The sequence below is a fragment of the Bacillus sp. EU63 genome, assembly GCF_038592915.1.
Classification (GTDB): Bacteria; Bacillota; Bacilli; order Bacillales; family Bacillaceae; genus Bacillus; species Bacillus velezensis.
The window spans coordinates 1,172,060-1,187,675 of sequence record NZ_CP151944.1 but is presented as its reverse complement, the minus strand read 5'-3'; the positions used below and the strand labels follow the sequence as shown (position 1 = coordinate 1,187,675).

The 15,616-nt window shown below is 36.3% G+C and carries 12 protein-coding genes and 1 pseudogene; 1 reads left to right on the top strand and 12 read right to left on the bottom strand.

Annotated features, from left to right (window positions below; genetic code table 11):
- Window positions 1-432: 432 nt before the first annotated feature.
- The 8 genes and pseudogenes from NYE38_RS06155 to NYE38_RS06120 form a co-directional block, all read right to left on the bottom strand.
- A pseudogene (locus NYE38_RS06155) lies at window positions 433-7,297 on the bottom strand (phage tail tape measure protein).
- Between the two features lie 77 nt (window positions 7,298-7,374).
- The gene (locus NYE38_RS06150; protein WP_025649601.1) at window positions 7,375-7,713 is read right to left on the bottom strand and encodes a hypothetical protein; all 339 of its coding nucleotides are present in this window, start codon (window positions 7,711-7,713) and stop codon (window positions 7,375-7,377) included.
- A 10-nt stretch (window positions 7,714-7,723) separates the two neighbouring features.
- On the bottom strand, window positions 7,724-8,041 hold the full coding sequence (locus NYE38_RS06145; RefSeq protein WP_025649600.1) for a head-tail connector protein: 318 nt from the start codon (window positions 8,039-8,041) through the stop codon (window positions 7,724-7,726).
- A complete protein-coding gene (locus NYE38_RS06140; protein ID WP_014417466.1) occupies window positions 8,041-8,187 on the bottom strand; it encodes a hypothetical protein in 147 nt (48 codons plus the stop codon). The genes NYE38_RS06145 and NYE38_RS06140 overlap by 1 nt, the downstream gene beginning before the upstream one ends.
- Before the next feature lie 61 nt (window positions 8,188-8,248).
- Complete coding sequence (locus NYE38_RS06135) at window positions 8,249-9,067, bottom strand: hypothetical protein (protein WP_014417465.1); 819 nt, start codon at window positions 9,065-9,067, stop codon at window positions 8,249-8,251.
- Between the two features lie 28 nt (window positions 9,068-9,095).
- Window positions 9,096-9,695, bottom strand: coding sequence for a DUF4355 domain-containing protein (locus NYE38_RS06130; protein WP_014417464.1), 600 nt, complete (start codon window positions 9,693-9,695; stop codon window positions 9,096-9,098).
- A gap of 107 nt (window positions 9,696-9,802) precedes the next feature.
- Window positions 9,803-11,137, bottom strand: a complete 1,335-nt coding sequence (locus tag NYE38_RS06125; protein ID WP_014417463.1) for a phage portal protein — start codon at window positions 11,135-11,137, stop codon at window positions 9,803-9,805.
- 14 nt (window positions 11,138-11,151) lie between these two features.
- Window positions 11,152-12,774 (bottom strand): hypothetical protein, encoded by a 1,623-nt coding sequence (locus tag NYE38_RS06120; RefSeq protein ID WP_223257570.1) that lies wholly within the window; start codon window positions 12,772-12,774, stop codon window positions 11,152-11,154.
- A gap of 487 nt (window positions 12,775-13,261) precedes the next feature.
- On the opposite strand from NYE38_RS06120, the gene NYE38_RS06115 reads away from it, so the two are divergent.
- On the top strand, window positions 13,262-13,825 hold the full coding sequence (locus tag NYE38_RS06115) for a recombinase family protein (RefSeq protein ID WP_014417461.1): 564 nt from the start codon (window positions 13,262-13,264) through the stop codon (window positions 13,823-13,825).
- A 16-nt stretch (window positions 13,826-13,841) separates the two neighbouring features.
- Here the strand turns inward: NYE38_RS06115 and NYE38_RS06110 are convergent, their stop codons facing one another.
- The 4 genes from NYE38_RS06110 to NYE38_RS06095 all read right to left on the bottom strand — a co-directional run bounded on the left by NYE38_RS06110 (window position 13,842) and on the right by NYE38_RS06095 (window position 15,611).
- On the bottom strand, window positions 13,842-14,249 hold the full coding sequence (locus tag NYE38_RS06110; protein WP_014417460.1) for a phBC6A51 family helix-turn-helix protein: 408 nt from the start codon (window positions 14,247-14,249) through the stop codon (window positions 13,842-13,844).
- Window positions 14,250-14,332: 83 nt separating this feature from the next.
- Window positions 14,333-14,545: a helix-turn-helix domain-containing protein gene (locus NYE38_RS06105; RefSeq protein ID WP_014721012.1), complete on the bottom strand. Its 213-nt coding sequence runs from the start codon at window positions 14,543-14,545 to the stop codon at window positions 14,333-14,335.
- 239 nt (window positions 14,546-14,784) lie between these two features.
- The gene (locus NYE38_RS06100) at window positions 14,785-14,934 is read right to left on the bottom strand and encodes a hypothetical protein (RefSeq protein WP_017417543.1); all 150 of its coding nucleotides are present in this window, start codon (window positions 14,932-14,934) and stop codon (window positions 14,785-14,787) included.
- 203 nt (window positions 14,935-15,137) lie between these two features.
- The gene (locus NYE38_RS06095; protein WP_014417459.1) at window positions 15,138-15,611 is read right to left on the bottom strand and encodes a hypothetical protein; all 474 of its coding nucleotides are present in this window, start codon (window positions 15,609-15,611) and stop codon (window positions 15,138-15,140) included.
- Window positions 15,612-15,616: the final 5 nt, after the last annotated feature.

The window sequence follows — 15,616 nt, the reverse complement described above, 5'->3', positions numbered from 1 at the left end:
ACACCTCACAAAAATGATTGCTTATTATACAATCACATTGTGCGTTCGGTGAATGTACAATAAGTGTAATACAATCAGGCATCATAAACAAGTTTTTTCCACTTCTCAGTACCCTTTTCCCCTATTTTTGCTATCTTATGCTTGTTTTATGCAGTTAATGCTCCAAAAAGCTCTTAAACCCTCACTTATAAGTGGCAAAAGTATGGCTTGACAAAAAAGGGTGTACTTCCCACTCGAAAAATGAACTGGAAGTACACCACTGTTACCCAATATTAAAATTAAGTCCTTTTTTTCGGACTATTTGTGATTTACTTGAACACCATATTCGCTGTCTCTTTTGCATTGCTGACTTCTGTAATTGAAAATTCGAGCTTTACATAATTTTTAACAGTTGCGTTTCCTGCTTTATATAGAGCCAGCATGTATACTGGCTCATGAGTTGTTGAAATTTAACCCCTTGTTTTTGAGGCCATTTGTAAATTGCTTGTACATTAAATCAACAGCTTTCTGAGGATTCCCAGTTTCTTTAATGGTTACTGTAAAGTTAAAGTCGTTGTTTACTGTAGAAGTCTCTGTTTTGTTGCTAACAAGAGAATCTGGAACGTTTGTTTTAACGTTCGCACTTAAACTTGGTATTCCAAACTTACCACCAGCAAACGAAACATCACTAAGGAAATCTTTATACTTACTTAAATCAGGCTTTGCAGAAGGGGCACCATTTAAATCTTTTTCCGACAATTCACGTACAGTGTCTACTGCTTTAAGCATGTTTTTGGTGTCTGACTCATTTAAGATGAGTTCTCCGCTATCCACTACTGCGAGAGCACCCGCCGCTGGTAGCTTACCTACATGCCCTCCAGTTTTAAACCTAGCAACCTTTTGACCGGTGGTATTGCCTTTGACAACGGTATTTAAGGCATTAGAAGCTTCTTTAAGCTTGTCAATCAGGTTATTAGAAATACTCTTACCGATGGACTCCATATTGCTGTTAATGAATTTAGAGAATTCATTAAGCTGCTTGGAGATGTCAGTGATTTTACCGTTCATGAGTTTGTCTTCAATTTTCTTGAACTCTCTCTCATCATTTGTCAGGTTATCATACTTGTCATTTATGGCATCCTGATCTTTTTCAAGTTGGTCTTGAAGTGCTTCCTTACGTTTCGTATTGCTACGATCTTTAAGAAATTCATCTAATGCTTCTTGCTGTTCTTGTAGTTGCTTTTCCAAGTCTCTAACCTGTGATTTTGCTTCATCAGAGTCATTAAGGGATAGTTTGTTTAGTTTATCTTTGGTTTCCTGAATAGCCTGATTCTTTTCTTTGAGCTCTTTTTGGTATTTAGCTTCATCATCAGTTTTATCAATCTCATCAATCAAGTCTTGCGTAGCTTTTTGATGCGCTTTTAATTCAATATCACGCATCTTTTCGTACATCTCTTTGTAGATGGAGACAACTTCATCAGCAAGGGATTTATAGATGTCCTTGATCGACTTCTTGGTGTTATAAAGCTCCAGATTAAAATCTTTCTGCTTATCTTTCCAATTTTCGATCTCATTCGTAATCTGCTCTTGTATTTCCGGAAATCCCTTTGCTGCTTTTTTCTGTTCCTCTAATTGCTTGATGTATTTTTTGGCCTCAGCCTGTTGTTGCTGTACTAATTTGACTTGCTGACTAATCCTTGTCTTTTTCAGTCATTGATATTTTATTGTCAACGTCTTTGATCTTGGATTCAGTCTTGTTTGATGATTTTTGTATTGACTTTAAAGTTTCATCTACTTTAGATTGAACTATTTGCCCTTGCAATTCCCTTACTTGCTCTTGAAAGTTGATAAGGTCTATTTTAGCTTGCTTCAGCTCTTCTTTAAGTTGAGCTTTTTGGGCAGAATTCAAATTTTTATTGGCTGAAATTTCTTTTTGTATCCATGAAACCTTTTGACTCTGAATCTTTTGCTGTTCAGTCATTGCTTTTTTCTGTTCTGCAGTATACTTTCTAAACTGTTTACTGTCTGACAGATAATGACTTGCTAAGGCTTGGTTCTTGGCAATTGCTAAATCAAAATCACCAATACGCTTATCAAACTCATCAAGCTTTGACTGCACAATTTCGTATTGAAGCTCTTCTATTTGTTCTCCAACAGAACTGATATCACCTTGGAGGGAGAGGAGGTCGGATTTAGCTTGCGCTATTGCTTGCTGTCGTTCTGCTTCAGCTTGAGATGCATCTGAAATAGATGTACCGACACCTTTTAAATACTTCTCAGGGTCAACCGTCTTTCCGTTTTCCTCAATTTGAAGATGAAGGTGATTTCCTGTTGAATTACCCGTACTGCCAACTTTACCGATGGTCTGTCCAGCTTTAACAGTTTGACCGGCTTTAACAGAAGGGGTATCAAGCATATGCATATACTTAGCAACTTTTCCATCATCCTGCTGAATGACAACCCAGTTACCGGCAGTTTTACTATAACCAGCAATTTGGACTTTTCCACTCTGAACCGATTTAATTGCGGTTCCAGCTTTTGCTGCGAAGTCGATACCTTTATGTGGAGTTGATCGGTAAGCGCCATCTTGTGCACCATACTTAGAACTTATTCTAAACGCACTGTTCTTCGTGTAGTAGCTTGCAATAGAGGAATTAGCAGAAGTCATTGACTTGGTGTAATTTGACATGATCTTCTGAACATAATTCTGTGTTTCTTTGAAGGGAGGGACTCCACCATATTTAATTACATTACCAGGCCCTGCGTTATAAGCAGCAAGTGCTTTCTCTACATTGCCACCAAATTTGCTTAGTTGTTGGGCTAAATATTTCGTGCCACCCATAATGCTCTGATAAGGATCATAAACATTGTTTACACCTAAACTCTTAGCTGTGGATGGCATCAGCTGCATCAAACCAGCAGCTCCGGCTCCAGAACGAGCTCTTGCATTGAATCCTGATTCTTGTTGGATTACAGCTGCAATTAGAGCTGGATCAACACCGTATTTGCTTGCGGCAGAATTAATGTAGCTGGAGTATTTACCGGAGTAAGACCCGCCACCGGAAGAATAAGAACCACCGGAAGATGATCCAGAGGAAAGGGAAGAGGTAACAATACCGTATTGTGTAATGTTCCCTGACTTAATTTGATCCTTGAGGAGTTTGGCTTGCTCCTGCATAAGCTTTTTCTTTTGTTGGAGTTCTTTGATTTCTTTCTTTAGGTTATTTCTGTATTTTTGAGACCATTTTGCATAGTCGTTTAACTTCTTGTTTTGTTCGTCAATTACAGATGATACCTTTTCTAAAGCCTCTTTATACTTATCAGTTACATAAGTAGATGTTTTGGTTTCTTCATTAGCTTTCTCTTGCTCGTCTGTCCATTTTTCAAGGGAAGTTCCAGATTCAATTAACGCTTGTTTGTTTGTTTCCTGAGTAGATGTAGCTTCTTCAGATGCTGAGATGTAGGATTTAAGAGCAGCTCTAACGCTATCCATTGCAGAGATTTGGCTGTTAGAAAATCCACCAGGTTGCAACATTTTTTCTTCAATCTTATGTAATTCTTTCTTCGCATCAGCTACATTATTAATTGATTTAACTTCGAGCTGAGACAATTCTGCTTCGGATATATCAAGTTTACGCTCTCTTCGTAGCTTTCTAAGGCTGTCAATCCTTAACGTATCAGCGTTTAAGGTCTTAATAGCGTTGTTAACCTCGGTTTTCATTAGGTGATTGCTATATCGAACCATGTCATCATACGCATCAAGTTTAACTTTTCGCTGACGAATTACTTCATCTCGGTTAACCTTTATAACACCATTTTCATAACTTATTGCTTTGGCTAATTCTTTATCTTTTTGGATTAGAGCATTAGCTTCATTGGCAGAAATGCTCTTTCCTTCAGCCATCTTTTCTAAAAGCTCATTTAAAGGCGCAACTTGTTCTTTGGTGTTATTAAAAACATCTCCATTAAGGATATCTTGAACAGAGCCAAATTTTATTCCTTCTGAGAGTTCTTTAATAAGATCCTTAATCTGATTGATATCATTTGTATCAAGCGCTTTTTTTAGTTTTTGACTAAAATCTTCAGCTTCATTACCTGCCTCAGCAAGTGTTTCACCTAAATCACCAACTTCTGATTTAACAGAAGAAACGGCTTTGTCGCCATCTTTAATGTTCTTTTGTGCCTTATCAAAGCTCAACTTAAAGACATCAATTGATGAACCAGAGTCAGCATAGGTCTCTAAAAGGGTTTGCAGGTCTTTTTTTGCGTTATCAAATGCTTTTTCATCATTTGAATTCAACGCTGATTGCATTTTCTCTTGGAGTTTACCCAGTGCTGAAGAGAATTTATCGAGATCATCAGGATTCAAATTATCTTTTAAAGTGAGTTTACCTACAATGTCATTGATACTTGCCTTTAACGTATTACTAATATCAATTTTACTGTAAGCTTCGGCAATGGATAGTACGCTGTCCCTAACTTTTGCATTACCGCTAGAGATATCCTTTTGTACCCGATTTATATTCAGCTGTGCTTTATCAGCTTCCAACTTATAATCATTTTCATCTGAAAAAGGACTTTCAAAGAAAGACCAGAAATTCTTTCCTTTTGAATATTCCTTGGCCATCTTCTCATACTGCTTCAGTTCTTCCTTAGACTTTTCGATTCCTTTTGAAGCGTCTTCGAACGTCTTTTTAGCACCGTCTTTTGTCTCTGTCTTTTTGAGCTCAAGATATTCTTTGGTATTCTTAATAGCCTCTTCTAAAGCCTTATTACTCTTTAGAATTGCATTACCTTGAGAATCATAGCCTTTAATTAAAGCCGGAAACGATTGTGCTAATTGTTGTGTAACCTGAAGGTATTCCTGTTCTTCATCAGAAGTAAGGGTTCTGGAATCTTTAGCTTTTTGAAGCTCCTTATACTGTTTGATCAATTTGTCTGTCGAGTCTTTGTTGGTTGTAATTGCTTCAACATTGGTTTGCTGATTTTGTTCAAAGTCTTCTTTTGCTTTCTTTGCATCAGCGAATGCTGTAATTATTTTTTCTAAAGCAAAACCTATACCAGCAAAGGCAACACCTACTACTGTAGATGCCAACATACCTCTCCAAGCAACAGTAAATGACCTTGTAGCAATTGTAGCTCTTGTCATTCCCGCTTCTATCCCAATTGTTGCTCTTTGGGCTTCAGTTAAAGAATTCGCCCCAAAAATCATTGCTGTTTGAAGCAGACGCATATTCTTATTAAAGCCAACTAAAGCAAAGTTTGCTGTCATAAAAGCAATTGGAAGGAATCCGATACCCTTTACAGCTGAAGTGACAGCTTTCAGAAGATCCCCAACTACAGATACAGCATTAATTAAACCATCACTTATAAATGCATCTCCTGAAGCTACAGCTAATTCAGTGAACTTATTTTGAAGTTTATTTAATCTTGCTTGTAAGCTATCTGCGTATTTCTGTTGCTCGCTCCAGGCACTCCCTGTGGAATTAGCCGCAGTGGTGGCTGCGTTTTGTGATATGGAAAAGTTGTTCATTAAGGCATTAAATCGAGACAATTGATGGATGTTTGCAACGCCAATAGAGGTATTTTGTTTTTGGGCATCAGTTAACGTATCCCATTTGGCTGCTACCTCATTAATCAGCTCGCTTGCTGACTTAGCTTCTCCACCAGCAGTCTTTACAGAAATTCCGATCTGGTCTAAAGCTTTAATTGAGCTTTCGTTATTCCCGATACGTGCAAAAATCGTCTTTAATGAGTTACCAACCACATTCCCAGATTCACGAGTGGTACTTGCGATGGCAGTGGTGTATCCAATTAAATCATTCAATTCAACACCAAATGTTGAAGCTGTTGAACCTGCTTTTCTAATACTGTTAGCCAGATCCATTGTAGTTACAGCATAGTTGTTATCGACTTCATTAAGCTTATCTGCGATTGAGATAGAATCGTTGGCGGCGATATTGAAATTCAGCATTGCGGCAGTTAATGTATTTACAGTGTCATCTGGGGTCAAATCGGAGACGTTCTGAAGGACTTGTGCAGTTTTTGTTAAAGTGGAGAGTTCACTTTCATCAAAACCCATACGTCCAAAATCACCAGTCATTTGAAGAATATCTGAGATTTTATTTGATAGGGAATCCCCTAATTCAATGGACGTTTGAAGAAGCTCATTAAATTTGTAGTCTGGTGCATCCATTACACGACGAATGTTTGTCATGAGCGTATCAATTTCAACAACCTGAGAAACTATTGATTTAAGAGCAGTAACCCCACCAAATAAAGCAGAACCGGCTAGCATGTAAGCAGGCATTCCTGTAAAAGCTTGTTTTAATTTCTCACCAAAACTAGATACTTGTCTTGAAGATGAGCTTGCATTAGATTGAATCTCTCTAAACTGCATACTAAGACTTTGCATCTGCCTAGTAATATTTGGTGTCTTTACATTGAGCTGATTCACAGAATTAATATAGTTTTGCAATGCTCTGGAGTTCTCAGGACTGATAGATGTTCCATACCTATCCGTCAAAGATTTAACATTTAATTTAGCTTGTCTCTGATACAGGCTTAATTGATGTTCTAACTCTTTAGTTCTAGCTTTTAATGCTGCAGAGTCATCCAAGCGTTTCATTCTGTTAGCGATCTGATCTATTTGAGAGGTTGTTCTTGCGGCGTTAATTGAACTGGATAGTCTATTGAGGACTGTTGAGGATAGTTGGCCTTTTTGTCTAAGCTGCTCTAATTTTTGGTTTAGTTTATCTATTGCCTTTTGTTGCTGGTCAAAGTTTTCTGTGGTTTTAACAGCTAAAGTTGCCCCGTGTCTATCTGTGCTATGGGTAACATCTTTAAACTCATCTCTATATTTAGTCACTGTTCCAGTGACACGACCAGTTGCATCTTGTTTCGTTACTTTCTTTTGAGCTTGGCCAAGACGCTCCATTTGCTGTACGAGCTTACTTGCTGCTTTTGATTCCCGTTCCAAACTCTTTGTTGAGTTGTCTATGATTGTCCGAGTTTTCTCATGGATTTCACCACTCCGCTTATACTGCTGTGTAAGCCTAGTGATAGAACCATCTGCATTTTTAGTCTCAGTAATATTTTCTTTGACTGTCTGATTAAGGTGTTTTAACGCCTCTTCACTTTGCTTAAAAGCATTTGAAAACCTCTCAAGCGTTCTAAGAACTTTGTCGTCAAAGCTTACTTTGAGATTCAATGGATTGATTTTATTTTGAAGTGTGGATATATCTTTATTTAATTGCTGAACTGTCTTAGTTGATGTGTCAGCCACAGGAGTTAATACAATTTTTAAATTTTGAGACACTTGTTCTTTCACTTCCTTAGTAATTTTTCTACAAATAAAAAAAAGAAGTGCCTCAAAATTTAAAGCACTTCGTTTGTTTACTTAGTGGACTTGTGTGCGCCTATATAGTTAACGAACACCTCATAATGTCTTCCCCAGTCTCTGGGTGGGTAAAGAACCTCGTATTCTTTTCCTTTATGAACGACTTTAACGCCTTTCTCTAGCTTTTCATTAGGCGGGCAGAAGATCATATTGGTTATGTCAGTTATTCTTCCTACCGCAGTTGGAGAACTAATTGATTCAACATAAGGCTGAAAAGAACATTTGTATGGAACTAGAGTTTCTTGATCCTCATATATGTCTGTTCCCCAATCAGTCTTTTTGCCTGTCTTCACCCTTTTAACCTGAATTAAATAATAAAGGTCTTTGTATTTCATTATTGTCACCTTAAAAAAACTTCACGTATTTTGTATTTCTAATGAATTTATCTAATTCTTCGATAATATGGTTTGGCATTGAGCTCTTAAAAGTCTGACTAATGTTACCTATCTTCTCAGCAGTAACAGCTTCAAACCCATTTTGACGATACTGAAAAACAGCGATATGTAAATGCACAATATCCAACTCACTTGGAACGCTTTCAACGTCACAATAGTTCTTTATAAAATTTTCTGCACTTAATAAGTACAGGCTCAATATTTCATCATTGCTGGTATCGTCTCGATCAATATCTAAGAGGATTTTTAGGGTTATTGTTTTATCCATTATTCTGAACCCTTCTTTGGCCGAGGTTTTCTTACTGGTTTTTCTTTTGATTCAACAATTTCATAATTTGGCGACTTTAAAAGCCTTTCTAATAACTCACCTTCAACATTCCAAGTGAGCCCTGTTTTTTTATTTAATACAAACATTTAATTCCTCCTTATTAAGATAAAAAAGGGCAGAGATATTAGCCTCCGCCCTCAATTTTTATTATTTAGATGCAGTTAAGACCGCAATTCCAGTTGGTTTAATAACTTTTGCGCCATATACTTGGAGGCCTTTAATAGCATCAGCAAAGTATTTCTCTGGGCGGTACGCTTCCAATTTGTTAAGCTGAGACGCAAAGGTAATTGCCGATCTATGACCAGCCATAATCTTATACTTACCATCAATTACAGGAACGTTATTAGATGTATAGATTTGTAGCCCACCAACGTTACCGATGTATCCATTTAAAAGAATTTCTTGGAATTTTGTAAACCGGTCATCTTTTTGCAGTAACCCATAAGCAAATTCTGGTACTACCGCATAACGTTCAGATTTAGGAACATTTGCTTCTGAAAGTTTGGTGTTTAAATCGACCAAAATATCATAAGTATCTAGTTTGGTTAATTGAATTGGGTCTGTATCTGAGCCCATTACATTTTTAGAATCTACTTCAGTATATAGATTTGCAATAAACCGATCTGCAGTATCTGCTAATCCATATGCAGCACGATTCATTGCGCCATTTAGCAAATTGATATTAGCTTGAGCAGCATCCACATCTTCAACTTTAAAATTGAAGAATTTTTTCTGATCAATAAGTAATTCTGTTTGACTAGAATCAAGCTCCTGAGGATCCCCTACACCATTTTTACCGTAATCACCGATTGTGATTTCACCAAAAGTATTGATTTTAACTGTATTCCCGTAACTCACATCGCCTTGATAATCACTATTTACGAGATTACCGTATACCATCGCTTTATCATAAGCTTGATTTAATTTTGTTGACCATACTGTTGGAATGAAATTTTGAACTGACATATTATCACCTTATCCTTATGTAATTAAATTAGTTGGATTGACTATTAAGATAAGCGTCAACCGCTTCTTGATTTTTAATATATTCTTCTTCAGACATGTTCTTAAGTTGCTCCATTGTGAATGTCTTCGGTGGTTCTTGTGAACCTTTAGGATCAATGCCATCGGCTTTTAATCTTTCTTGTGTTTTATTCTCAATATGTTGGGAAAACACGCCTTTTAAAAGATCTAAATTAGAACTAGTCTTCTCCTGATCTTCACCCATTACAAGATCCACTAATTCTAAAGGTAATCCCTCTTTATGCGCTTTATCCATTGCAAAAGAGCGCATTTCTTTCATGGCCAATTGCTTTTCTAAATTAGCTACTTTTAATTCCAGTGGATCTTTTTCTGGGTATAACTCTTTAACCTTTTCATCAACATGTTTCTGCAGATTATTGGTTTTCCACGTATTAAGACTCTTTGAGAAATGTTCATCTAATCGTGGCTGCAAAATTTTCTTGCCTTCATCAGTATCTAAAAACCCTGACACCTTATCAGCAGATACGGCAGACAGTTCTTCTAAATATGATTTAACTTCTTCCTTTTCTTTGTTTTGCTCTAAAAATTCTTTAACAGTTTTTAAATCCATATTTCCTCCTAACCCTCTATGTACACGCCATAGAGTGTTGTATTTGTGTAATTAACCCACATTTACACATATCTTGCCCTGACCTTTTACAAGATTCCCATATTGTTTTACAGTCCATTTGAGAGGCGTTCTTGATCCTCTTCATCAGAAATGTCCTGTTTAGGTACTGCTGTTGTGTTCATATTATTGGCGCTGTGCAACTTCACCGTCTCATGCTGTTTGATTAACTTTTGCATTGAAGCAGAAGGATTTTGAATGAAAGGCAGCCTTGAAAGGAGATCTTCATGGGGAACTAACCCGCTCAAAGTTGATACCATCTGAGCGATAGCAACTTCATCTACCGGTACATTTCGAGTGAATGCTACATTGACATCTTTATAATCAAATTCGGCTTGTTTCTTGAGAGATAGAAATTCACAAAAGAACTTTAGTCTGTCCTTAAGAACTTTTTCAAAGTGGGATTCTGCAATAGCTGATTGGTTTTCTAACTCTTGAAGTTTTAAACGGATGGATACACCTGAGGTATTGCTTTGGAAGTTTTCATTGAGGTTTACTTGATTACTTTGTATATACATTTCATCTTGCCATTGTTTAAGCATATCTTTCACAAAGGTTCCATGTAAGTCTTTAGTAAGCCACTTTACCTCCGCTTTTTCATGAGGGAGTATAATGATGCCGTTTTCTTTCATCTTTTTGGCGTCTTCAAATTCAACGCTGCAGTTTGTGAAAACTAAATAAGAATTTCTATGATCAACAAGTTCATTGGCCGCATTGGCATGTATAGCATTGTACATGTCAATAATCTTGATAATGTCCTCAAATGTAGATTTTTTAATATCGTTGTTCTTGAGCTCTCTAACAGGGCATCTAGAGAATCTGTGTCGTTTTTGCTCTAAGAGCAACAACTTCCCACCACTCAATTTATAGTTGCTATAAAACGTATCGTCCCACACTTCTACATACTCAGTCTCATCAAATTGAACTTTGTATTTCCTAATGGCCATCGAAACTTTATTTTCAATTGTCCCATCATGAAGAACGATCATTTCAAGTGGTGAATATGCAGCACACTCAAAATCACCCTCACTGTTTATGTAATTCGCTTCATAAGCATACCCATGAATGGATGCCTCAATTTTCAACTTGATATTATGGGCATGTTCCCAATTGCTAAAGTAATAATCAATGTTGCTAATAAACTCTTTATTCTCTGTTTTTGATCCATAATTAACCGGCTTACCTAACAAATAGCCCACGCTATTCTGAACCATCTTGCGGCAATAATTAAAATAAGCTCTCATGTCTGCTTTAAGAGGATCTTTTGCTGTTTTACTATGCAAAATATCGTGATCACCTAAGTAATATCGCTTTAACTTTTCATGATGCCCTTGATTTAATCTTAGGTGGTCAAGCATTTTAGTTATCAATTGTTCATTTTTCATAAATTCACCTCAATCTAAAAAAGCCAATTCCTTGGAATTGACGAGATATTTTTAATTACTTCAACTTCATTTATCCTTTTAGACCATTCAGCTACTGCATCAGGGAAGTCATCGTATGCTGAGAAATCCGCACCAGCAAAATCTCTAAGTTGCTGTATCGCTTCCTCATCCTCTTCATTAAAGATAATTCTTCCCATATTGACATCACCAACAATGGTATTGATTCTGTCATCCTTATTTTTGGTTACAGCATTATTGAGCCACTCAATTTTTCTGCCTTTTAATTGGGGGTCATTCCTTACTAACTCTTGAAGCTGAATAACATCCGCACCGTTATAAACGTTTTTCTCAATGTTTACAAAACTGATATCAGGATATTCTTTAAGGAGCTTGAGAGTATAATCCATATAATCCTCATACTCACCCTTAAACACTGTACCTTTACGAACATACTTGATATTCATGTCTGACACACTTCCAACTACAAAAGCATAATAGTCCTTTTTCTTCTTTTGTTTATTTCTTGTCCCAGCTGGATCAATAGACAGCATTGTTTTTGTAAAGTCATGGCTCTCAATCTTTTCAGCAGACTCAGTGATAATTGTTTTGAATTTCTTTTGTCCTGTTGAGGTAATTAAACCTTGTACCTCTTGGTTGTATGCCACAGGGTCTTCATAATAAGCAAGTGCCATGTCTAAAGGATTCCAATAACTCTCCCATAGAATAGGGAATTTCATTTCATCCTCATGTTGATAATAAAATTCCTTTGCATGAAGAAGCCTGTTCTCATTTTTGGAATCTGAAAGGATTTCTTTAAATTCAGCCCACAATCCAGAGCTGAACATTTCATCAATGTCATCAACGAGTATGCCTTTTTCTTTTCGTGATCTCCAAGTTGGCAATTTAAGTAACCTGCTATAAAAGCATTCTGGGTGCTGAATTGTCCCACATCCTACCATGATTCCACCCTGCCTGATTAACTTTCCATCTTTATCATATACAGGCTTTTGTAGTGCAAAGTTAACATCAGTTGCAAAACGTCTCCATTTTTTCTCTCTGTTTGCATCTGTAGCGCAGTCATCATTATTTTGATAATCGTCTAGGATAGCTAATTCAATCCTTGTATTGTCAGGGTGTTTCCTTCCTCTCATATCAGTTTTACTACTGATACTTTCAACCATAGTTCCATTTGTAAACTCCAGCTGAGAGGAGTTGCAAATATATTTTTTATTAGATGGATCCAAAAGCTTTCCATAACAAGATTGGAGATAGATGTTGTCAACAAATACTTCCTTGATCTGTTTTATGAATTTATCCGCAAGCTCACCTGTAGAGGAACAAACAAGCGTAAAAATTCTTAGCTTATTAGCAACTGAAAAAGCTACAGTAGGCAAGTTTGCGAATGCACTCTTACCAGTACCCCTAGGAAGGACGTACACTTGCTTATCATGTGTGTTATGTAGGAGCATATTCTCAATGTCTTCCCATATTTGCTTATGAATAGGAGCTATTTCAGATGTACCAGGTGCTCTAAATGTGTCTTGAAGGAAGAATAGACAAAAGAACTCAAGGTTTTTCTGCCCTAGTTCCCAAGCCAAACCATGATATGTAAATAAATCATCTGATCGTTTTTTCATTAAATGCGCTGCAAACTCTTCAGCATCTGATTCAGATAGATCATGCTCTTTAACTGCTTGTTTAACTAAATATTCATATAGAAAACGTCTATTCTCTGACGTGTTGATATTTATTTGCTCACTTATTTTTATCACCTCGGAAATTTGAAAAATACTACAAAAAATTTGTACCCTGCTATCGGATAAGACAGCATTTTTAAAAACAGAATGGTGGGGGGTATGCCTTACTGTGAGCCATCCTAAGCAACTTTAATGAGCTTGAATACTATTGGTATCTAACTCATTAACTCTTCACACAGCCCCTTTAAACATGCTTAAATCAGCCTGCAATTTCTTATCTTACATACAAATTTAAGCATGTTTCATATCTTCATCGGTGTCATATCTTAAAAGTATTGACACCATCCTTTGAACCCTGTAGAATTAAGGTATCAAGAGGTGTCATAACTTAGTTCCATAAATAGATACACAAAAGGAGTGCTTTATTATGAAATATGGATATGCTCGTGTAAGTACAGTTTCACAGGATTTGGAATCACAGATAGCCACATTAGAGAACCAAGGATGCGATGTGATCTATTCAGAAAAATTCACAGGTACTAAAGCTGATCGCCCTAAATTCAAAGAGGTTTTATCAAAGCTTGAAGAAGGAGATACTTTGGTTGTTACTAAGCTAGACCGCTTTGCAAGATCAACTGTAGATGCAATTAATACAGTCAAGGAATTGTTTTCAAAGGGTGTGAAGGTTCATGTATTAAACATGGGTTTAGTTGAAGACACACCAACAGGAAGGCTAATATTAACCATTATGAGTGGGTTTGCAGAGTTTGAAAGAGATATGATTGTCGAACGTACTCAGGAAGGAAAAGCCATTGCAAAGCAACGTGAAGACTTCCGAGAGGGTAGACCTAACAAGTATTCGAAGAAGCAAATACAACACGCCTTAGAGTTACTTAACGATCATTCATACAAACAAGTTGAGGATATTACAGGTATCAGTAAAAGCACTCTAATAAGAGCTAAGAAGAAGTTACAAGCCCCTTCTAAATGACATAGGAGAGGGCTTTTTATTTGTCTTCTTTTGATTGTTTCCACATCTTAATCTCATCTTCAATTGTTTCTTTATCCACTTCATTTGCCTTTGTCTCAGTGATTTCAACCTTAGACGTTGGAGTTCCCTCAGAGTAAGCAAGTAATGTTTTAAGCGCATCTATCTGATCCTTAGTCTTTTGGTCATCATCCATGGCGATGTATTCTAATTTTTTAAACCAGTTCTTGGCCCTTGCGTTTCTTTCTTGTTGCGCTAAAAGTTTGAAATTTTGTATCTCTTTGTCTAGCTCCTGCTGATATTCTTTATCCTTTCTCCATAGATACAGAGCATTTCGACTAACGCCAACTTCCTTTGCTATTTCAGTCATACTGAGGTTTCCTTCAGCAATTAATCCAATAGCTTTTATCTTTTTTTCGTTCAGCATAATTGCTTTACACCTACTTTATTTTTTACATTTCTCTTGTGACCATAACACAAATAAAAAAGCACCCGTTGCTGCGGATGCCTTTACCTTTTCCTTTTATAACTTTCAATATCTTCTCTTAAAAATAAACGATCCCGACTTGTTGTTTTAATGGGTACTAATGTTTCACGATCGACCAACTGTTTTAAGTTTTGACGACTACAGCCGATGATCTCAATCGCTTCAGATGTAGTTAAAATTTCTTTTGCTATAAAATCTTTTAAGTCATCAATGCTGTCAAAAACAATCTTAGTCATTTCTAAGGTTCCTCCACTTAAGGATAATGTTTATGATAGTAACTACCAACCAGATTAACGCTAATACCATTGTTAGTATATCTAAGGTGCTAAGATGAGCATAATCAAAATTCGAAAACAGCATAATGAACAGAATAAAAAAGAATATTGTTGTGACATCAACCAATTTTTTCATGTGTTTTGAGTATGGAATGAAAAGTGTTATAATAATAAGAGAAGGGGAATAAATCCCCTCTAGCTTATGAGCGACGTTTCTTCTTGGCGGGAGAACGTCGTTTTTTGTTTTTGCTTGCCTTCAAGTCCTTGATGTTCTTGATCATGGTTGTTATTCCTGCTAGGATTGCAACCACCCAAGCCAAGTCCCGAAGGATAAGCTCTAACTTTTCCATACTCATTTCCCCTCCTTTCTTAACTTAATTATAACACTTACGTTTACTATCGTCAATCTATTTATTTTATTTTTATCCTTATTTATCACTTTTTTCTAGCATGGAAGGAGGGTGCTAATATATCCTGCATGTTGTTTTCTGTCCTTGTTTATACATTTATAGTCGTTCGCGAATCGACTTTGATTAAATTGAATGGTTATTTTTTATTTTTCTTCTAGTTCAGCTACTGTATTAATAATCATCTGTTCAAACTCTTCAGACTTAGCAGATCCTAATTTTTCAAAATTGGATCGAAGTCTATTAGCTATGATGTTTATTTTTTCAAGTGATTCTATAGGAAACTTATTAAAGATTGGATAAAGGAGATCAGTGTTCATTAACTCGTAATAAAACTCAAACTGTTTCTTAGTATCATCAGGGATATCCAAGTCACTGAACTCCTTCACGACATTAAAACTTAACCAATCATTCATGCTGATCTTACTCAAGTCAATACCTTGCTCTTCAGCTTCTAATAGAGATTTCACAAAATTCTCAAACATCTTTTGTAACTTGAACATACCGAACTGAGGATAGATGTATACATGATACTCATCATTTATCTGAACCTTTTGTTTCTTATCAACACTTTTTGATAGTGTCTTTACACCTGATACGCTTAATTTTTTCGATTTCATTTAAT